The sequence below is a fragment of the Rhizobium sp. Leaf306 genome, assembly GCF_001423425.1.
Lineage (GTDB): Bacteria > Pseudomonadota > Alphaproteobacteria > Rhizobiales > Rhizobiaceae > Neorhizobium > Neorhizobium soli.
Genome location: NZ_LMNX01000004.1, coordinates 228,081 through 250,579, shown reverse-complemented (window position 1 = coordinate 250,579; position 22,499 = coordinate 228,081). Strand labels below are relative to the sequence as shown.

General features: G+C 61.1%; 25 protein-coding genes and 1 pseudogene. 16 read left to right on the top strand and 10 right to left on the bottom strand.

Annotated features, from left to right (window positions below; translation table 11 throughout):
* The first annotated feature begins 14 nt into the window (after positions 1 to 14).
* The 10 genes from ASG19_RS19325 (at position 15) to ASG19_RS19280 (ending at position 11,112) form a co-directional block, all read left to right on the top strand.
* Positions 15 to 980, top strand: a complete 966-nt coding sequence (locus tag ASG19_RS19325) for a substrate-binding domain-containing protein (protein WP_062461177.1) — start codon at positions 15 to 17, stop codon at positions 978 to 980.
* A gap of 229 nt (positions 981 to 1,209) precedes the next feature.
* Positions 1,210 to 2,265: a sugar phosphate isomerase/epimerase gene (locus ASG19_RS19320; protein WP_062461174.1), complete on the top strand. Its 1,056-nt coding sequence runs from the start codon at positions 1,210 to 1,212 to the stop codon at positions 2,263 to 2,265.
* Positions 2,266 to 2,415: 150 nt separating this feature from the next.
* On the top strand, positions 2,416 to 3,603 hold the full coding sequence (locus ASG19_RS19315) for a Gfo/Idh/MocA family oxidoreductase (RefSeq protein WP_062461924.1): 1,188 nt from the start codon (positions 2,416 to 2,418) through the stop codon (positions 3,601 to 3,603).
* A gap of 298 nt (positions 3,604 to 3,901) precedes the next feature.
* Positions 3,902 to 4,153, top strand: coding sequence for a type II toxin-antitoxin system Phd/YefM family antitoxin (locus ASG19_RS19310; protein WP_062461921.1), 252 nt, complete (start codon positions 3,902 to 3,904; stop codon positions 4,151 to 4,153).
* 1 nt (position 4,154) lies between these two features.
* Complete coding sequence (locus ASG19_RS19305; RefSeq protein ID WP_062461172.1) at positions 4,155 to 4,427, top strand: Txe/YoeB family addiction module toxin; 273 nt, start codon at positions 4,155 to 4,157, stop codon at positions 4,425 to 4,427.
* A gap of 159 nt (positions 4,428 to 4,586) precedes the next feature.
* Positions 4,587 to 5,963, top strand: coding sequence for a GH1 family beta-glucosidase (locus tag ASG19_RS19300; RefSeq protein ID WP_062461918.1), 1,377 nt, complete (start codon positions 4,587 to 4,589; stop codon positions 5,961 to 5,963).
* 296 nt (positions 5,964 to 6,259) lie between these two features.
* Positions 6,260 to 7,294: an ATP-binding cassette domain-containing protein gene (locus ASG19_RS19295; protein ID WP_062461915.1), complete on the top strand. Its 1,035-nt coding sequence runs from the start codon at positions 6,260 to 6,262 to the stop codon at positions 7,292 to 7,294.
* Positions 7,284 to 7,952 (top strand): methionine ABC transporter permease, encoded by a 669-nt coding sequence (locus tag ASG19_RS19290; RefSeq protein WP_062461169.1) that lies wholly within the window; start codon positions 7,284 to 7,286, stop codon positions 7,950 to 7,952. Before ASG19_RS19295 ends, ASG19_RS19290 begins: the two co-directional genes overlap by 11 nt.
* A 43-nt stretch (positions 7,953 to 7,995) precedes the next feature.
* Entirely contained in the window at positions 7,996 to 8,772 is a 777-nt protein-coding gene (locus ASG19_RS19285; RefSeq protein ID WP_062461166.1) for a MetQ/NlpA family ABC transporter substrate-binding protein, read from the top strand.
* A 150-nt stretch (positions 8,773 to 8,922) separates the two neighbouring features.
* Positions 8,923 to 11,112, top strand: a complete 2,190-nt coding sequence (locus tag ASG19_RS19280) for an EAL domain-containing protein (protein WP_062461163.1) — start codon at positions 8,923 to 8,925, stop codon at positions 11,110 to 11,112.
* 12 nt (positions 11,113 to 11,124) lie between these two features.
* Here the strand turns inward: ASG19_RS19280 and ASG19_RS19275 are convergent, their stop codons facing one another.
* The 4 genes from ASG19_RS19275 to ASG19_RS19260 are packed head-to-tail and all read right to left on the bottom strand — an operon-like array spanning position 11,125 to position 13,851.
* Entirely contained in the window at positions 11,125 to 11,445 is a 321-nt protein-coding gene (locus ASG19_RS19275; protein ID WP_062461912.1) for a low molecular weight protein tyrosine phosphatase family protein, read from the bottom strand.
* 25 nt (positions 11,446 to 11,470) lie between these two features.
* Entirely contained in the window at positions 11,471 to 12,415 is a 945-nt protein-coding gene (locus ASG19_RS19270; protein WP_062461160.1) for a rhodanese-related sulfurtransferase, read from the bottom strand.
* Positions 12,416 to 12,470: 55 nt separating this feature from the next.
* On the bottom strand, positions 12,471 to 13,379 hold the full coding sequence (locus ASG19_RS19265; protein ID WP_062461157.1) for a CHAD domain-containing protein: 909 nt from the start codon (positions 13,377 to 13,379) through the stop codon (positions 12,471 to 12,473).
* A complete protein-coding gene (locus ASG19_RS19260; protein WP_062461154.1) occupies positions 13,354 to 13,851 on the bottom strand; it encodes a CYTH domain-containing protein in 498 nt (165 codons plus the stop codon). The genes ASG19_RS19265 and ASG19_RS19260 overlap by 26 nt, the downstream gene beginning before the upstream one ends.
* A 217-nt stretch (positions 13,852 to 14,068) precedes the next feature.
* Between ASG19_RS19260 and ASG19_RS19255 the strand changes: the two genes are divergently transcribed.
* The 5 genes from ASG19_RS19255 (at position 14,069) to ASG19_RS19235 (ending at position 16,945) form a co-directional block, all read left to right on the top strand.
* The gene (locus tag ASG19_RS19255; protein ID WP_062461151.1) at positions 14,069 to 14,731 is read left to right on the top strand and encodes a 2-dehydro-3-deoxy-phosphogluconate aldolase; all 663 of its coding nucleotides are present in this window, start codon (positions 14,069 to 14,071) and stop codon (positions 14,729 to 14,731) included.
* A gap of 98 nt (positions 14,732 to 14,829) precedes the next feature.
* Positions 14,830 to 15,543, top strand: coding sequence for a tellurite resistance TerB family protein (locus ASG19_RS19250; protein WP_062461148.1), 714 nt, complete (start codon positions 14,830 to 14,832; stop codon positions 15,541 to 15,543).
* Between the two features lie 11 nt (positions 15,544 to 15,554).
* Positions 15,555 to 15,938 (top strand): ester cyclase, encoded by a 384-nt coding sequence (locus tag ASG19_RS19245; RefSeq protein WP_062461145.1) that lies wholly within the window; start codon positions 15,555 to 15,557, stop codon positions 15,936 to 15,938.
* A gap of 114 nt (positions 15,939 to 16,052) precedes the next feature.
* Positions 16,053 to 16,748, top strand: a complete 696-nt coding sequence (locus ASG19_RS19240) for a GNAT family protein (RefSeq protein ID WP_062461142.1) — start codon at positions 16,053 to 16,055, stop codon at positions 16,746 to 16,748.
* A complete protein-coding gene (locus ASG19_RS19235; RefSeq protein WP_062461139.1) occupies positions 16,745 to 16,945 on the top strand; it encodes a hypothetical protein in 201 nt (66 codons plus the stop codon). The genes ASG19_RS19240 and ASG19_RS19235 overlap by 4 nt, the downstream gene beginning before the upstream one ends.
* 88 nt (positions 16,946 to 17,033) lie before the next feature.
* Here ASG19_RS19235 and ASG19_RS19230 read toward each other — a convergent pair whose 3' ends face one another.
* Positions 17,034 to 17,909, bottom strand: a complete 876-nt coding sequence (locus ASG19_RS19230; protein WP_062461136.1) for an aldo/keto reductase family oxidoreductase — start codon at positions 17,907 to 17,909, stop codon at positions 17,034 to 17,036.
* Between the two features lie 93 nt (positions 17,910 to 18,002).
* Here ASG19_RS19230 and ASG19_RS19225 point away from each other — a divergent pair, with 93 nt between their 5' ends.
* On the top strand, positions 18,003 to 18,911 hold the full coding sequence (locus ASG19_RS19225) for a LysR family transcriptional regulator (protein WP_062461133.1): 909 nt from the start codon (positions 18,003 to 18,005) through the stop codon (positions 18,909 to 18,911).
* Positions 18,912 to 18,915: 4 nt separating this feature from the next.
* On the opposite strand, the gene ASG19_RS19220 is transcribed toward ASG19_RS19225, so the two are convergent.
* The 5 genes and pseudogenes from ASG19_RS19220 to ASG19_RS19205 all read right to left on the bottom strand — a co-directional run bounded on the left by ASG19_RS19220 (position 18,916) and on the right by ASG19_RS19205 (position 22,269).
* On the bottom strand, positions 18,916 to 20,001 hold the full coding sequence (locus ASG19_RS19220; protein WP_062461130.1) for a nickel/cobalt transporter: 1,086 nt from the start codon (positions 19,999 to 20,001) through the stop codon (positions 18,916 to 18,918).
* A complete protein-coding gene (locus ASG19_RS19215) occupies positions 19,995 to 20,651 on the bottom strand; it encodes a DUF1007 family protein (RefSeq protein WP_062461128.1) in 657 nt (218 codons plus the stop codon). The genes ASG19_RS19220 and ASG19_RS19215 overlap by 7 nt, the downstream gene beginning before the upstream one ends.
* A gap of 145 nt (positions 20,652 to 20,796) precedes the next feature.
* Positions 20,797 to 21,690: a LysR family transcriptional regulator gene (locus ASG19_RS19210; protein ID WP_062461123.1), complete on the bottom strand. Its 894-nt coding sequence runs from the start codon at positions 21,688 to 21,690 to the stop codon at positions 20,797 to 20,799.
* A gap of 199 nt (positions 21,691 to 21,889) precedes the next feature.
* Positions 21,890 to 22,048: pseudogene (locus ASG19_RS24530) on the bottom strand (type II toxin-antitoxin system PemK/MazF family toxin); the annotation flags it as partial.
* Positions 22,045 to 22,269, bottom strand: a complete 225-nt coding sequence (locus ASG19_RS19205; RefSeq protein ID WP_062461120.1) for a hypothetical protein — start codon at positions 22,267 to 22,269, stop codon at positions 22,045 to 22,047. The pseudogene ASG19_RS24530 and the gene ASG19_RS19205, both read right to left, overlap by 4 nt.
* Positions 22,270 to 22,499 lie beyond the last annotated feature (230 nt).

The following is a 22,499-nucleotide window of genomic DNA, read 5'->3' as shown; positions in this document are numbered from 1 at the left end:
CTGGGAGAGAGAACATGCATAGAAGAACATTCGGTCTCGGCGTTGCAGGACTTGCAGCGTCGGTTGCGGCGCTACCTGGCATCGCGCTTGCGCAGGATGCGAAGAAGGTGACGATCGGCGTGTCAATTCCGGCCGCCGACCACGGCTGGACGGCCGGCGTGGTGTTTCATGCCGAACGCGTCGCTAAACTGCTGATGGCCGAGCACAAGGGGCTCAATGTCATCGTGAAAACCTCGGCGGATCCGGCCAGCCAGGCAAACGCAGTGCAGGATCTGGCGGTGCAGGGCATCGATGCGCTCGTCATCCTGCCGAGCGATCCGGATCAGCTGGTCACCGCGATCCAGCAGGTGAAGGACGACGGCAAGTTCGTGGCGCTGGTCGACCGTGCACCATCGGTCAACGACAACACGATCCGTAATCTCTACGTGGCCGGCAACAACCCGGCGCTTGGCGAAGTGGCTGGAAAGTACATCGCCGAGAAGACGCCGGAAGCGCAGGTCGTCGTGATCCGCGGCCTGCCGATCCCGATCGACCAGCAGCGCCAAGACGGGTTCGACAAGGGGATCGCCGGTTCCAAGGTGAAGGTGCTGGAGCGCCAATACGGCAACTGGAGCCGCGACGACGCCTTCAAGGTGATGCAGGATTTTCTGACCAAGCATCAGAAGATCGATGTGGTCTGGTGCCAGGACGACGACATGGCCGTCGGCGTGCTGGAGGCGATCGAGCAGGCGAAGCGCACCGACATTCAGTATGTCGTTGGTGGTGCCGGCTCCAAGGACATGATCAAGCGCGTCATGGACGGCGATAAGATGATGCCGGTCGACGTGCTCTATCCGCCGGCGATGGTGGCAACCGCCATGCAGCTGACGGCGGCCAACTTCTACGATCAGGTCCCGGTCAGCGGCAACTATATCCTCGACGCCACGCTGGTGACGAAGGAGAATGCGCAGAACTTCTACTTCGCCGACTCGCCGTTCTGAGATCACCAAGGCGAGAGGGGGCGTTTGTCGCAAGACGCCCTCTTTCCTCGCGTCATCCCTGTGCTCGTGACAGGGATTCAAGCCAGCCCAAGTCGCTGGGCTGAAGAAAATTGCTCTGACCCGACGGAAATCGGGTCACTGGATTCCTGTGACAAGCACAGGAATGCCGGAGAGTTTGCGGAACGCACCGAGCCCGACATCGAGGGCGGCATATCGGAAAGGAAACACCATGAAGACGATCAAGGGTCCGGGCATTTTTCTCGGTCAGTTTGCCGGAGACAAGGCGCCGTTTGACAGCTGGGACGGCATCACCAAATGGGCGGCCGACAAGGGTTATCTCGGTGTGCAGGTGCCGACCTGGGCTGGCCAGCTGATCGACCTCAGACAAGCTGCCTCGTCGAAGGATTACTGCGACGAGTTCGCCGGTGTCGCCCGCCAGAACGGTGTCGAAGTGACCGAATTGTCCACCCATCTTCAGGGGCAGCTGGTCGCCGTGCATCCGGCCTATGATGACGCCTTCGACGGCTTCGCTGCGCCGGAAGTGCGCGGCAATCCGAAGGCACGTCAGGAATGGGCGGTCGAGCAGGTGAAGATGGCGATCACAGCCTCGAAGCATCTCGGCATCACGGCGCATGCCACCTTTTCCGGCGCGCTCGCCTGGCCCTACATCTATCCGTGGCCGCAGCGCCCGGCCGGTCTGGTCGAGACCGCCTTTGACGAGCTTGCCCGCCGCTGGACGCCGATCCTCGATCATGCGGACGAAAACGGCGTCGACGTGTGTTACGAGATCCATCCCGGTGAGGACCTGCATGACGGCGTCACGTTCGAGATGTTCCTGGAGCGGGTGAAGAACCATCCGCGCGCCAACATGCTCTACGATCCGTCGCATTACGTGCTGCAATGCCTGGATTATCTCGATAATATCGACATCTACAAAGACCGGATCAAGATGTTCCACGTCAAGGACGCGGAGTTCAATCCGACCGGGCGGCAGGGCGTCTATGGCGGCTTCCAGAGCTGGGTGAACCGGGCCGGACGGTTCCGTTCGCCGGGCGATGGTCAGGTGGATTTCGGGGCGATCTTTTCCAAGATGGCGGCCAACGATTTCGACGGCTGGGCCGTGGTCGAATGGGAATGCGCCCTGAAGCATCCCGAAGACGGAGCCCGCGAAGGCGCGGAATTCGTCAAGCACCACATCATCCGCGTGACGGAACATGCATTCGACGACTTTGCCGCCGGCGGCACGGACGAGGCGGCCAACCGGCGGATGCTGGGGCTTTCATAAAAACCCCTCCCCACAAGGGGAGGGCTTAACCTGCCGCACCCTTCGGTCATGACCCGAGACGTTGCGGAGGGGTCTCTCCCCCTTGTGGGGGAGATGGCCTGCAGGCCAGAGGGGACTTTCCCCGCAATGAATTTCCAAGGAGACATCATCGTGACCATCGAAGCCAAGGACGAACAGACACGCGCACCCCGTATCCGGCTCGGCATGGTCGGCGGCGGATCAGGTGCCTTTATCGGCGCGGTGCACCGGATGGCGGCGCGGCTGGATGACCGGTTCGAGCTTGTCGCCGGCGCGCTTTCCTCGACGGCGGAGAAATCGGCGGCATCGGGGCGGGAACTCGGGCTTGATACGGACCGAACCTACGGCTCCTATGAGGAGATGGCGAGCCGCGAGGCGGAGCGTGAGGACGGCATCGAGGCGGTGTCGATCGTCACGCCGAACCATGTTCATTTCGATGCCGCCAAAGCTTTTCTCAAGCGCGGTATCCACGTCATCTGCGACAAGCCGCTGACCTCCAACCTTGCCGACGCGAAGGCGCTGAAGCAGGTAGCCGACGAGAGCGGCGCACTGTTCATCCTCACCCACAACTACACCGGCTATCCGATGGTGCGCCAGGCCCGCGAGATGGTCGAGAGTGGCGTGCTCGGCGATATCCGTATCGTCCAGGCGGAATATCCGCAGGACTGGCTGACCGAGGCGGTCGAACAGACCGGCGCCAAGCAGGCGGTGTGGCGTACCGATCCGGCCCAATCGGGTGCCGGCGGCTCGACCGGCGATATCGGCACGCATGCCTATAACCTTGCCTGCTTCATCACCGGCTTGAAGCTCGATAGCCTTGCCGCGGATCTAGACAGTTTCGTTGAGGGCCGCCGGCTCGACGACAATGCCCATGTCATGCTGCGCTTCGCGGCAAGACACGGCGAGAAGCCGGCCAAGGGCATGCTCTGGTGCAGCCAGGTGGCGCCGGGCCACGAGAACGGCCTGAAAATCCGCGTCTACGGCACCAAGGGCGGCATCGAATGGGTGCAGGCCGATCCGAACTACCTGTGGTTCACGCCGTTCGGGCAAGAAAAGCGGCTGATCACCCGCAACGGTGCCGGTTCCGGCGCCGCTGCTGCGCGTGTCTCCCGCATTCCATCGGGTCATCCGGAAGGTTATCTCGAAGCCTTTGCAACGATCTACACGGAAGCGGCACTGGCAATTCACGCCCACCGGACGGGCGCGAAACTGGACGAGGCGGTCATCTATCCGACCGTCGACGACGGCGTGAAGGGTGTCGCCTTTGTCGAGGCGTGCGTGGAGTCGTCGAAGAATAACGGTGCGTGGGTGAAGGTGTGAGGTAACGCGAGACTGGTGGGCGGCGTCTGCCCCTTACCCTAACCCTCTCCCCGTAGACGGGGAGAGGGGACGTGGCTCGATCGAGGCAAGGCGCGTGCGGCAAAGGACCTTCTCCCCGCCTGCGGGGAGAAGGGTCCGCAGGACGCAGCCGGATGAGGGGCCTGGGGAAGAGGTGGCGGAAGCCGGATAGGCGTTGGAACCCTCGCCGCGGCCGGATCTACCCCCAGTGTCAGGAGCCCAATATTGACATTTCCATTCAATCTGTACAGATATATGTACATTCTGAGAGGAGAGCATGGTGGCCCACGTTCGTTTGACCGAGTTTAGGCAGAACATTGCGACCCACTTCGACAACGTGATCGCCTCTCGCGCTCCTTTGCTGGTCACGCGTCAGGGGTCAGAGGCTTTGGTTCTGATCGCTGAGGGCGAATACGAGAGCATGCTGGAAACTCTGCATCTTCTTTCCACCCCAGCGAATTCTGATCGGCTGCGCGAGAGTATTGCGCAGCTTCGCGGAGAAGAGCTGATCGAAAAAGACCCGACTCTCTGACATGAACCTTCTCTGGACGGGAAACGCCTGGGAAGAGTACCAATACTGGCAAAGCGTCGATCAATCGATGGTCGAGAAAATCAACGAGCTGATCAGGGATACGAAGAGATCGCCCTTCAAGGGGCTTGGAAAACCGGAACCGCTGAAGGGCAGTCTCTCCGGGTTTTGGTCGAGGCGCATTCTTGGGGAGCATCGACTGGTGTATTGTGTGTCGGGTAAAGGAAGCACCCAGCAACTTCAAATCATCCAGTGCCGTTTTCACTATGAGAGATAGTATAGAGCGTACTTAAGACGATAATCGCGAACGAGCTCGTCGCGCTGAACGGGTTTTCGCGCTCCAAAACCTGTACAACGGGCGGGCATTTGGGTACACGTCGCTGCTATGACGGCCGGGGTCATTGTCTCGGTCGCACCTCCATATGGCGGCATCCTCATGACTGATCCCAAAATTCTCGCAGCCCGCTTCCCGGGTGACTTCACGTTTGGCGTTGCGACCGCCGCCTACCAGATCGAGGGATCGACCAAGGCGGATGGCAGGAAGCCGTCCATTTGGGATGCGTTTTCCAACATGCCGGGGCGGGTTCACAACCGCGACAATGGCGATATCGCCTGCGATCACTACAATCGCTGGGAAGCGGATCTCGATCTGATCGCGGACATGGGCGTTTCCGCCTACCGGTTCTCGCTGGCGTGGCCGCGGATCATTCCTGAGGGCACCGGCCGGATCAACGAGCAGGGGCTCGATTTCTATGACAAGCTGATCGACGGATTGAAGGCGCGCGGCATCAAGGCATTTGCGACGCTCTATCACTGGGACCTGCCGCTGGCGCTGATGGGCGACGGCGGATGGGCGGCGCGATCGACCGCCTACGCGTTCCAGCGCTATGCCAAGGTGGTGATGGCGCGTCTTGGGGACCGGCTGGATTCGGTTGCGACATTCAACGAACCCTGGTGCTCGGTGTGGCTGAGCCATCTCTACGGCGAGCATGCGCCGGGGGAACGCAACATGGAGGCGGCCCTTGCCGCCATGCACCACACCAACCTTGCGCATGGACTGGCGGTCGAAGCGATCCGGCATGTGACGCCGAATGTGCCTGTCGGTCTCGTCCTCAACGCCCATTCCGTCATTGCCGGTTCCGATAGCGCAGATGATAGCGCTGCTGCCGAGCGTGCCTTCGACTTTCACAACGGCGCCTTCTTCGGCCCTGTCTTCAAGGGCGAGTATCCGGCGTCGTTGATGTCGGCGCTTGGCGATCGCATGCCGAAAGTGGAAGACGGCGATCTTGCCGTCATCAGTCAGAAACTCGACTGGTGGGGCCTCAATTATTACACGCCGATGCGCGTTCTTGCCGATACCGCTGAGGGTGCGGAATTCCCGGCGACAAAGCCTGCGCCATTTGTCGAAACGGCGGTGACCGATATCGGCTGGGAAATCTATGCGCCCGCCATGAAATTGCTGGTCGAGGATCTCTACCGTCGCTACGACCTGCCGGAATGCTACGTCACCGAAAATGGCGCCTGCGACAATACCGACATCGGCGCCGACGGCACGATCGATGACACGATGCGGCTCGACTACTATGTCGAGCATCTCGGCGTCGTTGCTGATCTCGCCCGCGACGGTTATCCGATGAAGGGCTACTTCGCCTGGAGCCTGATGGACAATTTCGAATGGGCAAAGGGCTACCAGATGCGGTTCGGCCTGGTCCATGTCGACTATCAGACGCAGGTTCGCACGATCAAGCAGAGCGGCAAATGGTATCGGGATCTTGCGGCCGAGTTCCCTCGGGGCAACCACGCGCCGGCTTGATTTTTGCACGGCGTAGAAGATTTTTTCTCGTTTTCGCCGAATTTGAAATCTCATCCCTGTAAAATATGGCGCAGGCGGGGCATTGATGCGCCATCAATAACGAGGCCTCCCGGCTTCATTGAAAGCCGATCGAATGCTCCGGAAAGTCACCTGTCATCGAATGTGCCGCCTGGCTGCATGAATTGAGACGGCGACCCTTGTCGCCGGGATGACCTGACTGAACGTGTGAGCTTATCATGACACTTGTTACTGCCGTGGCCGATGCCGCTTCGCCTGACGTGGCGAATGCTGCGCCCATGGTTTCGTTCGAAAAGGTGGTGAAACGGTTCGGCGGTGCGTCCGGACAGCCGGAATTCACCGCGCTCGACGGTATCGATTTCTCAGTTGCTCGCGGCTCCATCGCCGGTATCATCGGCCGTTCCGGGGCCGGAAAGTCGACGCTGATCCGGCTGGTCAACGGGCTTGAAAAGGCGACGTCCGGCACGGTCGTGGTCGATGGCGTCGAAGTGGGCGGGCTTAGCGAAGACGGACTGCGTTCGCTCCGCCGCCAGGTCGGCATGATTTTCCAGCATTTCAACCTGCTGTCCTCGCGAACGGCCTTCGACAATGTGGCGCTGCCGCTCGAGATTGCCGGTGTGGACAAGGCCGCGATCAAGGCCAAGGTCGGGCCGCTGCTCGATCTCGTCGGTCTCGGTGACAAGGCCGGGCGCTATCCGTCCGAGCTGTCGGGTGGGCAAAAGCAGCGCGTCGGCATAGCCCGCGCGCTGGCGACCGATCCGAAGCTGTTGCTTTCCGACGAAGCGACCTCGGCGCTCGATCCGGAGACCACCCAGTCGATCCTTGCCCTTCTGAAGCGCATCAATGCCGAACTCGGGCTGACCGTGCTCTTGATCACCCACGAAATGGAAGTGGTGAAAACGGTCGCCAGCCATGTGGCCGTGATCGATGCCGGTCGCATCGTCGAGGCCGGGCGCACGTTCGAGGTTTACGCCGACCCCAGGCACGAGACGACGCGCACGCTGCTTGCCTCTTCGCTCAACCTGCCGGAATGGCTGCGCAACGGCATCAAACGGCAACCATCGGCGGGGGACCGGGCGCTGGTGCGGCTGGTGTTCTTCGGCGACACGGCTTTCAAGCCGCTGACGGGACGTCTGGTTGCCGAACTGGGCGCCGACGTCAACATTCTGGCGGGCGCGATCGAGGAGATCGCCGGCGAGCCTTTCGGATCGCTGGTCGTTTCCTATTCCGCCGACCCGGCCGTGATGGCGCGGGCGCAACAATTCTATGCCGAGACCGGCCTGAAGACGGAGGTGCTCGGCTATGTCGCTTGAGATGCTCATCAACCTTCTCACCAAGGCGCTGACCCAGACGCTGCAGATGGTGGCGATCGCCGGCTTGATCGGCTCGGCCATTGGGCTGCCGATCGGCATTTTTCTTGCCACCAGCGGCCGTGGCGAGCTGTTTCCGGCACCGGCGGCCAACCGCGTCATCGGCCTCATCGTCAATGCCGCGCGCTCGACGCCGTTCATTATTCTGGTCGTTGCGATCATACCGTTTACCCGGTTGATCACGGGAACCTCGATCGGCACCAATGCGGCTATCGTGCCTTTGACGATCGCCACCATTCCGTTCTTCGCGCGCCTCGTGGAGGCGGCGATCCGCGAGATCGACAGCGGGCTGATCGAAGCGGCCCGCGCCATGGGTGCGTCGCCGATGCAGATCGTCTTCAAGGTGCTGCTCGCCGAAGCCCGGCCCGGCCTGATCCTCGCGCTTACCATGACAATGGTCAGCCTGATCGGCTATTCGGCAATGGTCGGCGCGGTCGGCGGCGGTGGTCTCGGCGATCTCGGGATCCGCTACGGTTACCAGCGCTTCATGCCGGAAGTGATGCTTGCCGTCGTCGTGGTGCTGATCGTTCTCGTGCAGCTGGTCCAGAGCGCCGGCGACAGTCTCGCCCGCCGTTTCGACAGGCGCAACCGCAAGACCTGATCAAGAACAAGCCATTCATTCTTTTAAATCCAAGGAGACAGACATGAAGAACATCATTCTCGCCGCCGCCTTCAGTGCGCTGACTGCCGCATCGGCTTTTGCCGAAGACATCAAGATCGGCGTGACGCCCGGTCCGCACGCGCAGATCATGGAAAAGGTCAAGGAAATCGCAGCCCCCAAGGGCCTCAACATCGATATCCTCGAATTCTCCGACTATGTCGTCCCGAACCAGGCGCTGGCTGATGGCGAGCTTCAGGCCAATTCCTTCCAGCACAAGCCGTATCTCGACAATCAGGTGACCGACCGCAAGTTCGACCTGATCGCCGTCGGCACAACCGTCAACTTCCCGATGGGTGTCTATTCCAAGAAGGTGAAGAGCCTCGACGAACTGAAGGAAGGTGCTACGGTTTCGATCCCCAACGACCCGACCAATGGCGGCCGCGCGCTGCTGATCCTGGCCGACAAGGGTCTCATCAAGCTCAATGCCGACAAGGGCCTCAAGGTCACGCCGGCCGACGTCACCGAAAACCCGAAGAAGATCGAATTTGCCGAGCTCGACGCAGCTCAGCTTCCGCGTTCGCTCGATGACGTCGATGCGGCCGTGATCAACACCAACTTCGCGGTCGAGGGCGGTCTCAACCCGGCCAAGGACACGATCGCCAAGGAAGGCGAAAAGGCACCTTACATCAACATCATCGCGATCAACGCGAAGGACAAGGATGCCGCCTGGGTGAAGACGCTGGTCGACAGCTATCACAGCCCTGAGGTGAAGCAGTTCGTGCTCGACACGTTCAAGGGCGTCGTCATTCCGTCCTGGTAACACGTCGAAAGACGATAGGATCTCAGAGTGAAGTGATCTAATCGAGGCCGGTCTCCGTGGAGACCGGCTTTTCTTATTGCAGTTAACGATATCTGAAGAGATCGCCGTCCAATGTGGCCCCCTTAATGAAGGGGCGGGCTATTGTTGTTCATGCCGTCACATTTCCGGCGTTCCGTTCCGGCCGGCCGTCGGTCTGTCGTGGCGATGCAACTTGTCCTGTTCGCAGTCGTCGTCACGCTCGTGACCGTCTTCATTCTGACGGCCGTCGGCCGCATTGCAGATTATGCCAACCGGTATGACGACAGCCGCTCGATGCAGACCACCGAAGGCGCGCTGCAGACCTTCCGAACCCAGCTTCAGGCCACCCTCAACGATTATTCGGCATGGGATGATGCTGCCCAGTTCGTCTATGCCCAGGACGGTCAGGATTGGGTTGTCAGCAATTACGGCGATATGACGTCCAACAGCGGTCTGTTCGATATCGCGATCGTGATGGACACCGAGCGCAACGTGCTGATGTCCTATCAGGAGGGACGTCCGGCGGAATGGAACCCGCGCGAGTATTTCGATACGTCGCTCTGGACCTTGTTCGATCGGGTCCTGTCCACGGGTCGCGACGGTCTGCCGGAAGCCACGGGCTTTGTTCAGACACGCGACGGCGTTGCGGCTGTCGGCGTCGCCCTGGTGCGCGAAAAATCCGGCGCGCTCGACAAGCCGCTCTCGGAGAGACGGTTTCTCGTCTTTGCCCGCCAGCTGGACGAAAAGAAGGTGGCGGAACTTGCAAGGACCTATGTTGTCGAGGGTTTGCGGTTCATCGACAAGACCGATCAGACCAGCAACAGTGTCGAACTTCGCAACCTGCACGGCAAGCTTTTGGTCAAGCTTTCGTGGCAGCCGCGGCGTCCGGGCGACCTCGGCTTCTCCCAGGTGCAGCCTCTGGTCTACGGCGCGCTTGCCATGGTCGGGCTGTTTTTCCTGCTGCTCGTGGTCAGTGGCAGCATCACCCTAAACCAGCTCAAGCGCGACGAAGCCGATGCGAGACGGCTGGCGATGTGCGACCGGTTGAGCGGGCTTTTGAACCGGTCAGGTTTCTTTACCGCTCTCGACGCCCTTGTTCTCGAAAGCCGGGCGCAGGGCGCGCATGTTTTGCTTCTCTATCTGGATCTCGATGGCTTCAAGGAAGTCAACGATGCCTATGGTCACGGGACCGGCGACAAGCTGATCCGCGGCGTGGCGGCCGGGTTGAAGACGCTTGTTGGCAGCGAGGCGATCCTGGCGCGCGTTGGCGGCGACGAATTCGCCATCGCTCTTCCGGTGATGGGGGCATCTCCGGTGGCACCTATTCTCTGCGACCGCATTCTCGGCTTCTTCGGCGAGCCCTTCGTCATCGGCGAACGGGTGGCTGTGATCGGAACCAGTATCGGTGTCGCCATCTCGCCGCGCGGCAACGTGCCGGGAGAGGAGCTTGTCCGTCGGGCCGACATGGCGATGTACCGTGCCAAGGAAACCGGCCGCGGTCGCTATGAGAATTACCGGCCGGAAATGGATGCCGAGCGCGAAGAGCGCAACCGGCTGGAAGTGGACCTGCGGATCGCCATCGAGCGGCGCGAAATCAATATCGTCTACCAGCCCGTGGTGGATGCAACGAACTGGCGGCTGATCGGCGTCGAAGCGTTAGCCCGCTGGACCCGCAAGGGTTACGGACCGGTGCCGCCGGATGTGTTCATTCCGATTGCGGAATCAAGCGGACTGATCGACCAGCTGGGTCTGTTCGTCATGCACCGGGCCTGCGAGCGCATCGCCGACTGGCCCGGCATCAAGCTTGCCGTCAATATCTCGCCCGGTCAGTTCCGCGACCCTGAGTTTTCGCAGCATGTGGCCTCGATGTTCCGCAAGACCGGCACCGATCCGTCGCGCATCACGCTGGAAATGACCGAGGGGTATTTCATTCAGAACCCAGACCGCGCTCGCGCAGCGATTGCCAGGCTGAAAAAGCTCGGTGTCGAAATTGCTCTGGACGATTTCGGCGCTGGTTTTTCGAGCGTCGGATATCTGCGGCAGTTCGGTTTCGACCGGATGAAGATCGATCGCTCGCTGGTGCATGCGATGTCCGAGGGTGACCACGCGGTTCAGACGTTGCAGGCGACCGTGGCGCTTGCCCGTTCGCTCGGCATGCCGGTGACGGCGGAAGGCGTCGAGAGCGAGGACCAGGCGCTGAAGTTGCGGATGACGGGCTGTGATGAATTGCAGGGCTATTTCTTCGGTCGGCCGATGGAATCCCATGAGATCGACGTCATCTACCGCACCGACCGGGGACGGGACGGAAAGCGGATTGCCTGAAAACGTCTCAGGCTAAAGATGCCGCGGCACCTTTGTCTTCAGGATTGCAATCAGGCCCGCATCCATGAACCCGTAGTCGTCGGGGATATCGAGACAGATCAGCCGCTTGCTTTTGAGCTGCGAGCGATATTTCTGCTGGATCTTTGCCCGGTGGGTCCGTTCCATGACGAACAGGATGTCGGCCCATTCGATCAATTCGGCTGAGAGAGGGTTTTCGGCATTATTGTTGGTGCCGGCGGACGACACCTCGATGCCGGGCCATTCTGCAAAAACCTGTTCGGCCGTCGGGCTGCGCAGCTTGTTCTGGCTGCAGACAAAAAGGATGTTTTTCAGTCTAGTCCATCCTTCTCGCGGACGCTCAGCTACCGATATGCTTGACGCCGCGCTGTTTGGCGAGGGCGATCTGGAGCTGCCGCTGACGGTAGCGCAACCGGTCTTCCTCGGTGCGGCTGTCGTAGCAATGGGAGCAGGAGACGCCTTCCTCATATTTGGGCGAGGTGATCTCTTCGGCGGTGATCGGATTGCGGCAGGCGTGGCAGAGCTTGTGGTTGCCTTCCTTCAGGCCGTGCTCGACAGAGACGCGCTCGTCGAACACGAAACAGGCGCCTTCCCACAGGCTTTCTTCTTCCGGCACCTGTTCCAGGTATTTCAGGATACCGCCCTTCAGGTGGTAGACGTCCTCGAAACCCTGCTGCTTCATGAAGGCCGTCGCTTTTTCGCAGCGGATGCCGCCGGTGCAGTACATGGCGATCTTCGGCTTGTTGTGCAGGCCGGTATTGTTCTTCACCCAGTCAGGAAACTCGCGAAACGTCTTGGTGTTGGGGTCGACTGCGCCCTTGAAGATCCCGATCGCGGTCTCGTAATCGTTGCGCGTATCGATGACGATGGTCTCCGGATCCGAGATCAGCGCGTTCCAGTCCTTCGCCTCGACATAGGTGCCGACGATTCTGTTGGGATCGATATCCTCGACCCCCATCGTGACGATTTCCTTCTTGAGCTTAACCTTCATGCGCACGAAGGGCATTTTCGACGCGCGGCTTTCCTTGTGCTCCAGGCCAGAAAATTCCGGCTGGGCGCGCAGAAACGTCAGAAGCTCGGCGATATCAGTGTCGGAGCCTGCAATCGTACCGTTGATGCCTTCGCGGGCGATCAGCAGCGTTCCCTTGATGCCGCGCGCGTCGCAAAAGGCCTGCAGCGGCGTCTGGAACTCACCAAATCGTTCGAACCGCGCAAAGTGATAAAGCGCGGCAACGAGAAATGCGCCCGTGGCTTCGGGGCGGGGGAGAAGGTGGCTTTCGGTCATGCCGGTCCCATACAACCAGATGCGCTGTTGCGCAATGGATTGGGCGCTGTCGTCTTCACGACGCCGCGTGTTTCCAGAGGAGCGCGATCATCCTGCTTTCGGTGGCGGCACTATCGGAAAACACCGATTGGGCGATCGGCAGTGCTTCCTTCCGGAGCGCCTGCTGGCGGGCGATGATGGCGGCGAGTAGCCGCGCCAGCGTGTCGCTGTCGCCGAAAAGGTCGGGGCTTTCGTTGACGAGGCCCGAGAGAACGGAAAGATCGTGCTCGTGACCTAAAAGATCGACCAGTGATTTCGCCTCGGCCTGTTTGGCGCGCATCGCCGACGGCCAGATGTCGCGCAGGAGGGCAAGATGCATCCAGTAGGTCTGGCCGCTCTTGCGCAATTCGTGGAATGCCTCGGCATGGGCGTTGCCTTCGCATTCCTTGATCGCCGCCAGCGCCTGCAGGCGCTGTTTCTTCCAGACCTTGGCAAGCCGGTGGGCGGTCTTTTCCGGCTTGTCGTCCAGCGACAGGCCGTGCAGCGCGTCGATTGCCTCGTGACAGATGATCACCGCCGTCGCCATGCGGGCGGGCAGGTCTTCCTGGCTCTCGGCAATCTCGTCGCGGCGTTTGGAAAGCGCGTCGCGGGCGAATGCAAGGGCTGCCTGTTCTTCCGGCAGAGTAGATTGACCGGCGAGATAATCGACCGTTTCGACAAGTGCCGTTGCATCGCGCACGGCAGAGAGGCTGCGGGCCATGTCGCCGATACGCTTGTTTTCGCGGCTTCTGAACTCTTTGGCGTCCGGCTGGATCAGGCGGTACAGCGCCCGCACGCGCTTGAAACGCTTGCGCGCATCGTGGATCGCCGTGTGAGCCCCATCGGGCTTGTCGGCGAGATAGCGGACCGCCTTCGACAGCTGCTGCTCGGCAACCGCGACAAACTCGACGGTAAACGGCTTATCGGGTCGCAGGTGGTAGGCCATCGAGAAGCTCCCTGCTCAGATCCTGGTTGGCCATGACGGCATTGGAATAGCGGCGATCGCCGGTGACGTCGTCGCCGATCCAGTCCGGTATCGGCGGCTGATCGGTTTCGTTTTCAAGTTCCACTTCCGCGACGACGAGCCCCTTGTAGACGCCTGCGTAGACATCGACTTCCCAGGTATAGCCCTGATGCTCGACATTGAAGCGGGTCTTGTCGAGCACGATGCCGGTCGCACCCTCAGCCATGTCCTTGGCATCGGCCAGCGGGATTTCGTATTCGAACTCCGAGCGCGAGAACATCTCCGAGCCGATCTTGATGGTCAGCTTGGCCTTCTCGTCATCCATGATACGGACGCGAACCGAGCGATCGTCGGCCACGGCGATATAGGCCTGAAGGAACCGCGAGGAGGATGCGATCTCGTGCCGCCAGGCATCGTTCTTGACCAGATACTTGCGCTCGATTTCCTGTCCCATAGGTCCCGTCTTGGTTGTTGAGATGTACCGTAGCGCAAAGATGCACAAGGGCAAGAGTATCGGCAAGAGCATGGTAAAGCGGTGCTTCGGCCGGGTCCTCAAGAGAAGCACGCAAGGGGCGATAGGTTGCGTCGATCGGGGGATTTGTCCTCGACAATGACGTGATCGACCGTTATTTCCGGGCAAGGGATTTCAATCGTTTTAGGGAGTGTTCTTCATGGCTGAACAGAATCCGGGCCAGAACCCAAGCAAGACTGAAAAGCTGCTGACCATCCTGAAATTGCAGCCCGTCGTTCCGGTGCTGATCGTTGACGATGCGAAGTCTGCTGTCGGGCTTGCGCGGGCGCTGGTCGCCGGCGGGCTCCGGGCGATCGAGATCACCATGCGCACGCCGGCAGCACTCGACGCCGTGAAGGCGGTTGCAGCCGAAGTCGAAGGCGCCAATGTCGGAGCCGGCACGATCCTCAACGCGAAAGACTGGGAAGCCGCCGTGAAGGCGGGCTCCACCTTTATCGTGTCGCCGGGCGTTTCTCCGGGCGTGCTGTCGGCCGCCAAGGATTCGCCGGTTCCGCTTTTGCCGGGTGCAGCGACTGCCAGCGAACTGATGACGCTCCGGGAAGCCGGTTACAACGTGATGAAGTTCTTTCCTGCCGAACAGGCCGGTGGTGCCGCCTATCTGAAGGCCCTGTCATCGCCACTCGCAGGCACGCTGTTTTGCCCGACCGGCGGCATTTCGCTGAAGAATGCCAACGATTACCTGTCGCTCCCCAACGTCATCTGCGTCGGCGGTTCCTGGGTAGCCCCGAAGGAACTCGTCGCAGCCGGCGACTGGGCCGCCATCACCAAGCTTGCCTCCGAGGCGTTCGCGCTCAGGGCTTAAATCCGTTCTGACATTTTCGTTATCGGCGGCGCGGGAAAATTGTTTTCCTGGGCTGCCGTTCCTATCTCCGGGTTCGAATTCAACAGTAGGAGATACGGATGTTCGACGCGAAGAAGCTTCTTGACCAGTTCCTGGGTTCGCAGGTTCCCGGTCTTTCGGGAAGCGTGAAGGGCCGGGCTGGGCAGTTCGGCGATATGGCGAAGAACAATCCGTTGAAGTCTGCCGGCATTGCCGCAGCACTTCTCGGCACCAAGACCGGCCGCAAGATTGCCGGCAATGTGGTGACCGTGGGTGGCATCGCAGCCGTCGCGGGTCTCGGGTATCTCGCCTACAAGAACTACAAGTCCGGGCAGTCGCCGCAGGCAGCGATTCAGCCGACGCCGTCTGCTGCCGAGCCGATTGCGCTGCCGCCGCCGGACAGCCCGTTTTCGCTTCAGTCACCTGAGCTTACCAACGATTTCGCCCTGACCCTGGTGCGCGCCATGATCGCTGCCGCCAAGGCGGACGGCCATATCGATGCGGCCGAGCGGGCCAACATCATGAACAAGGTGCATGAGGTCGATCTCGGCGACGAGGCGGAAGCCTTTATCCGCGACGAGCTTGCCAACCCTGTCGATATCGACGATCTGGTCGCCGCTGCCCGTACCGAGGAGCAGAAGGTGGAGCTTTACACCGCGACCCGCATGACGATCGATCCCGATACACGGGCAGAGCGTGGTTACCTCGATCTTCTCGCGGGACGCCTGGGCCTGCCCGATGCTTTGCTCGAGCATATCGATGCGACGGTCACCGCGGCAAAAGTGCCCGCTTAAAGGGCGAGAACATGGGTAACGATCTCGGTGACATCTACCGCGATTACATCCATTGCCTGAACCGGCAGGACTGGGAGCGGCTCGGGCAGTTTGTGGATGACGATGTCATCCACAACGACCGGCCGCTCGGGCTGTCCGGCTACCGCGACATGCTCGTCGGGAATTTCAGCGATATTCCCGACCTCCGCTTCAGCATTGATCTGCTGGTCGTCGATCCGCCGCATGTGGTCAGCCGGTTGCTGTTCGAGTGTTCGCCTCGGGCCGAGTTTCTGGGGCTTCCGGTCAATGGGCGCCGGGTGTCGTTTAGTGAAAACGTCTTTTATCGGTTCCGCGACGGCAAGATCGTGCAGGTCTGGTCGATTGTCGACAAGGCCGCCATCGAAGCGCAGCTGTGAGCTCCATCGATCAGCTTCGGCCGGTTGCCTTTCGACAGGCGCTGGCCTAAGCCTTGAGGCCTCATCTGCAGGGGTTGCGAGGCAGCCCTTGCGCAGCTTGCTGGAACCGCCCGAATGCGCGATCTCGCCAATTACAAAGTTGCCGCTCCGACACCCGTCACGCTGGCCGGACGGTTCTTGACGCTCGAACCCTATGACCGGGAGAAGCATCTGGCTGATCTTTGGGATGCACTTGGGGGTGCCGAGGGGATCAACGAGCTGATCCGCTATTTTCCGAACGATCAATATTCGACCGCCGAAGAGTTTGGCGCGTGGCTGGACAATGTGAATGCGAACCTTGGCTTCGTGACGCTGGTCGCGCGCGAAAACGCCTCCGGCGCCGTTGTCGGCATGGCGAGCTATATGCGGCCGGACCCGAAGAACGGTGTGATCGAGGTGGGGTCCGTGGCGCATGGGCTTGCCATGAAGCGGTCGCCGATGTCGACAGAGCTGCATTACCTGATGGCTCGCCACGTGTTCGAGACGCTGGATTATCGTCGCTACGAATGGAAATGCCACAACGAGAACGAGCCTTCCAAGGTGACCGCGCTGCGTTACGGCTTTACCTTCGAAGGCGTGTTCCGGCAGCACATCATCTCGCGCGGTGCCAACCGCGATACGGCCTGGTTTTCGATGATCGACAGCGAGTGGCCGGTGATCAAGGCCGGGTTCGAGGCCTGGCTCTCGCTCGATAATTTCGATGAAGACGGCCGGCAGAAAAAGCGGCTGGAAGATCTCAGGGCCGAATTTGCCGGCGGGAAAACCACATGACGCCAGAAGCGAAATCACAGGCGATCGCGGCTGCCGCCATTCTCTTCGGCGCGGCGCTGGTCATCTATCTCATGCCGACCATCGTGTTGTGGATCGGCAATTACTCGCCGCTGCTGGCGTTTTTCGTCGGCGCGCTGCTGGTTCTCGGCTTCTTCCTGATCTTCTGGCTGCGAGCCCGGCATCAGCGGCGGAAGTAATCGTGAGATAGGGTCGGGCGGAAGCCCGAAAACGTCTTCATCCCTGCGCTTTGCACAGGGATGAGCGTGGAGAGCTAGCCGCTCGCCCTTAAGCCGGCTTGGCGCCGATCGCTTCCAGCTCCGCCATCACATCCGCCGACAGTTCGATATCGGCGACGGCGAGGTTTTCGCGCAGGTGTCCGCGCGACGACGTGCCCGGGATCAGCAGGATGTTCGGCGAGCGCTTCAGCAGCCAGGCCAGTGCCACCTGCATCGGCGTTGCGTCGAGCCTTGCTGCGACATCCGACAGCGTCGAGGATTGCAGGGGCGAGAAGCCGCCGAGTGGGAAGAAGGGGACGTAGGCCGTGCCTTCTGCCGCCAGATGATCGATAAGGTCATCGTCGTCGCGGTGCGCGAGATTGTACTGGTTCTGGACGCAGACGATCTCGGTGATCTTGCGGCCATCCTCGACCTGCTTTCGCGTCACGTTCGACAGGCCGATATGCTTGATAAGGCCCTCGTGCTGGAGTTCGGCAAGGACCGTCAGCGGTTCTTCCAGCGAGCCTTCGGCCGGGCCGTGGACATCCAGCATGGAACGCAGGTTGACCACCTCCATCGCATCGAGACCGAGATTCCTGAGGTTATCGTGGACGGCCTTCGTGAGTGCTTTTTTCGAAAAGGCCGGGTTCCACGATGCGTCGTCGCCTCTGAGGGCGCCGACCTTGGTGACGATAACGAGATCGTCGCCATAGGGATGCAGCGCTTCGCGGATGATCTCGTTCGTAATATGCGGACCGTAGAAGTCGCTTGTGTCGATATGGTCGACGCCGGCTTCGATGGCTTCGCGCAGCACCGCAACGGCTTCCGCGCGGTCCTTCGGTGGGCCGAACACGCCCTTGCCGGCAAGCTGCATGGCGCCGTAGCCGAGACGTTTTACGTGGCGTTCGCCGAGTTTAAAGGTGCCGGCTTTTTCAAGATTGGTCATGGTTTTACTCCCTATCGGTGAGACGGAGATAGGGCTATCCAGGCCGCGCGATAACCGGTTACAATTCGGACGGGCTGTACGGCAGGGCGGACAATGAAATATGATGCGGGTGATCTCGGCGCATTCGTCGCGGTGGCGAGGACCAAAGGGTTTCGCGATGCGGCCCGGCTGACCGGGGGCAGCGCTTCGGGATTGAGCGACGCAGTCCGGCGTCTGGAAGAGAAGATCGGGGTTCGGCTTCTCAACCGCACGACCCGTAGCGTCACCCCGACGGAAGCGGGGAGGGCACTGCTCGACCGGCTGGGGCCGGCGCTGTCGGAAATGGAAGCGGCGCTCGACATGGCTGCCGGGTTTCGGGGACGGCCGGCGGGGCTGCTGACGCTGAACGTGCCGGCCAGTGCGGCGCGGATCGTCCTGCCGCAGATCGTGCCGGCGTTTCTGGCGGCCTATCCGGATATCCGTCTCGAGATCATGACCGACGAGAGTTTCGTCGATATCATCGCCGCCGGCTGCGACGCCGGTATCCGCTATGACGAGCGGCTGGAGCAGGACATGATCGCCGTGCCGATCGGTCCGCGCGTGCAGCGTTTCGCACTCGCTGCGTCGCCAGCCTATCTTGCCGCGCGCGGCCGGCCGGACCATCCACGGGATCTTTTGGCGCATTCCTGCATCAGGAGCCGGTTCAGGGACCGTCCGGTGACGCCCTGGGAGTTCGAACGCGATGGCGAGGAGGTGGTGGTGGATCCACCGGCGCAGCTGATCGTGCAGGCTGGAGGCGGGTCCGATCTCGGTGTGGACGCGGCAATCGCCGGCACCGGTATCGTGGCGCTGTTCGAGGACTGGCTGAGGCCGCATTTTGACAGTGGTGCGCTGGAGCAGGTGCTCGAGCCGTGGTGGCCCTCATTTTCAGGGCCGTTTCTCTACTATCCCGGGCGACGGCTGGTGCCGGCTCCGCTGCGCACCTTCATCGATTTCATCAAGGCGATGCCGCAGCCGGGTTGAGCGTTCAGCCCTGCAGCGAGGCGCCGAGCAGGGAAAGGCCGATCAGCAGGATGAACAGGGCGCCGCCGATCTCGATCGCATGGCCGATGCGTCGTCCGCTGCGCGAGCCGGGGCCTGCGAATTTCAGCGCGATATCCTTGGCGCCGACGGCAAGCGTTGCAAGGATCGTCACCGTGATCGCCGTGCCGATCGACATGGCGAGGACAGACAGCACGCCGCCGAGATAGAGGCCATTCAGAAGCGAGAAGCTCATGACGAGGATGGCGCCGGAGCAGGGGCGAAGTCCGACGGCAATGATCGCCGACCAGGCTTCCTTGAGGTTGAAGTTGCGGGCGCCAAGCGTCGACGGGTCCGGCATGTGGCTGATGCCGCAGGCCTCGCAGGTGTCGCTGTCTCCCTGAAATGCGTGGTCGTCGATCTCGACTGCCTGGAATTTGAGACCGGTCGCGCGTCGTCCGTTGGAAGAGCCGTCGAACAGCATGGCGGTCGATCCGCCGGCTGAAGTCGCCGCTGCCGCTGTCCGGCCGCGGTCTGGAGCGCGCACGACCCGCATGCGGAGTGCCCGGATCTTCTTGACCAAAAGCCAGGCGCCGAACAGGGAGACCATGGCAAAGCTTGCAACCTCCATGGTCCAGGTGGCCTGGGTCATGGTGATGCCGGTGCCGCGGAGCAAGACGAAGGCAGCGCCGACCACGAGGATCGCCACCAGGCCCTGCAAAAGCGCGGAGATGAAGGAGATCGTGACGCCGCGGCGCAGTTCGACTTCGTTGGCGATCATGTAGGAGGAAATCACCGCCTTGCCGTGGCCGGGGCCGGCGGCGTGGAAGACGCCATAGGCAAAAGACAGGCCGATCAGGCCGACAAGCGCAGACGGATCCTCGCGCATCGCCCGCAGTGCGCCGGTCAGAGAGCGGTAGAAGCCCTGCTGGTAGGCGTTGATCCACTGGAAGAAGGGGGCGAGCGGGCCGCCCACCGAGAAAGAGGGTTCCGCTGCACCGACGCCGAGCGGCGACTGGGCGTGGGCGGCGGTGGCGACCAGCGTAGCCGCGAGAGCGGCAAACAGCAGGCCGGTCGACGCTTTCCTCAGCATGTCACTTCCATGCGGGTGGCAAAGAGCTTTGTCATGTCGGTCCCCGTCGGATCGTTGAAGAAGGCATCGGTGAGCGAAGCGCTGTTTTGCGAAATCACATCGTCTGGATCGGGCCGTACGACCTTGTGCTGGCACTTTTCGAAGCCCGCACCCTTCAGCACCAGATCCTTGTCGGTGGGGAAGTCGATCGCCGTGTACATGGTGGGGTCGTAGATGCCGAAGGTGAGCTTGCCCTTGAGAGGGACCGGCTTTTCAGGCTTCACCGCAAAGATCAGCATCAACTGCTTGTCCTGCAACGTGGTATGAAAGACGTCCGGCTTCTGGATGCCGATCTGTGCGCCATCCAGCGTCACGGTGGAGAAGTAGTGGTAGTCGGCAAGCGAGGTGCGGATGGTTTCGCCGAGTTCGGCGAGTTCATGCGGATCGAGCTTGAGATCGCCGTTCTTGTCGAAATCGAGGATGACGCTCGAGGAGAACACTTCATCGAAGCGCCAGACATTGCGCAGTTCCTGCACGGTGCCATCGGCGCCTGCGACAATTTCCAGCCGCGCCTCGGCGAAGATATGCGGATGGGCAAGAGCCGGTGCGGGAACGGTCAGGGGTGCAGCCAGAGCCGCTGCCGTCAGAATTGTCGCAAGTCTGTTTCGCATATCCGAGCAGGTCCAGCATAGTTGCGCAGCGGCATTGCGTCCGGACCTGCGCCAAATCAAAAGGGGTGTCGTTCGTCCGTCCGCAAGCTGTGGTCTGGCCCCGAAATGGGACGGAATTTCGACTTCGACGTTATAGAATTACAGGTCAGCGCGGTTGGCGGAACCAGTTGGCGAGGAAATCCACGAAGCTTCGCACCTTGGCCGGAAGGTAGCGGCGATGCGGATAGACCGCATAGATGCCGCGTTCACGGGTGATGTATTCGTCGAACAGATTGACGAGTTCGCCCGACTGGATCGAGGCCATGGCGACGAAGTCGGGGATGATCGCGACGCCGAGACCGGCGCGGGCCGCGCGCAAGGTTGCCTGCGGACTGTTGACCTCGATCGGGCCGGAGACCGCGACCGAAATCATCGAGCCATCAGGATCGACGAAGCGGATATTGTTGTGCCAGCGCGAATTGGTGTCGATAATGAACGGCACCTTGTTCAGCTGCTGCGGATGCGTAAGGGGCCCGTATTGCGCCACGACATCGGGCGTTGCCACCGCATGGACCCGGAAATCGGCGAGCTTCTTGGCGATCAGGCCGGAATCCTCCAGCCGGGTGATTCGGATCGCCAGGTCGAAATTTTCCTCGATCAGGTCGACAAACCGGTCATCGGCGACGATTTCCAGCTGGACGTCCGGATGCGCCTTGGCGAAATCGATGAACGACTGGCCGACATCCGCATCGATGAAGGTGCGCGGCACGGAGATCCGCAGGCGGCCCTTGAGATCGGCATTGTTCTCGCGCACGAGGTCGGCAAGATTGTCGATCTCCTTCAGGATATCGGCAGCCGTGCGATAATAGGTATGGCCCGCCTCCGTCATCGAGAACTGGCGGGTGGTCCGGTTGAGAAGAAGCGCGCCGAGATCGTCTTCCAGTTCGCGGACATATTTCGACAGCAGCGCCTTGGAACGGCCGGTGCGGCGTGCGGCGGCCGAAAAGCCCTCGGCCTCGACCACGTCGATGAAGGCGCGCATGCGGGTGAGTGTGTCCATGGGCGAAGGGTGCTCCCGATCTCAGAAGTCTTCTGTCTCCGCCAGGGCAAGCAGAAATACAAGCGCTGTGCTGAGCCGACGCATGTCTTTCTGGCTGACGGCGCCGATCTGCTGTCAATTTCAAGCAAGCGACGCCGATGAACTTGTACGTCATGACCTGTGACGGATGCCGCAGGCCATTTTCCGGATCGGGTTCGACAAGGATGCCGAAGTCGAGATCAAGACGTGTCGATGTCATCGGGCAGACGACGACCGAAGGACAGGTATCGGACAAATCGTTCGTCTGGATCACGATGGCCGGGCGCGGCTTCCCGTAGTCGCCGGAGATGGAAACGGTGACGATGTCGCCTCGTTTCATTCTTGCCGCGTCCCGCCTGGCTCGTCCTCATTCCAATCCGCAACCCTCTCCATCCATTCGAGGATCTCACGTTCCTCTTCCGGACCAAGGCTTGCGATCACGGCTGCCAGCCGAGCCTGGGCCTCGGGGCTTTTCAGCTCCAGAAGCTGCTCCCGAATTTCAGGTGAGATCACCGTTGAGGACGGTGATCCATGTGTGGTCTGCTTCTCAACCGTCGGCATCCAGTATCTCCAACGCTGGCCTGTTTCACCAGTCGAATCGTGCGCGTGCCCTCGTGGAAATTCTACCGCGGGCTGCCTTTTGATTATTTTCCCCCCGGCCCAAAATACCGCTTGATTATGACCGCGAATATTCTTATCTCCCGTGCAGCCCAAAGTCGCACGTGCCCGTGGGTGTCCGCCGACCCTCTATTTGGTGAGGTCATCGGTAAGGTACCTGGAACTAACCCCTC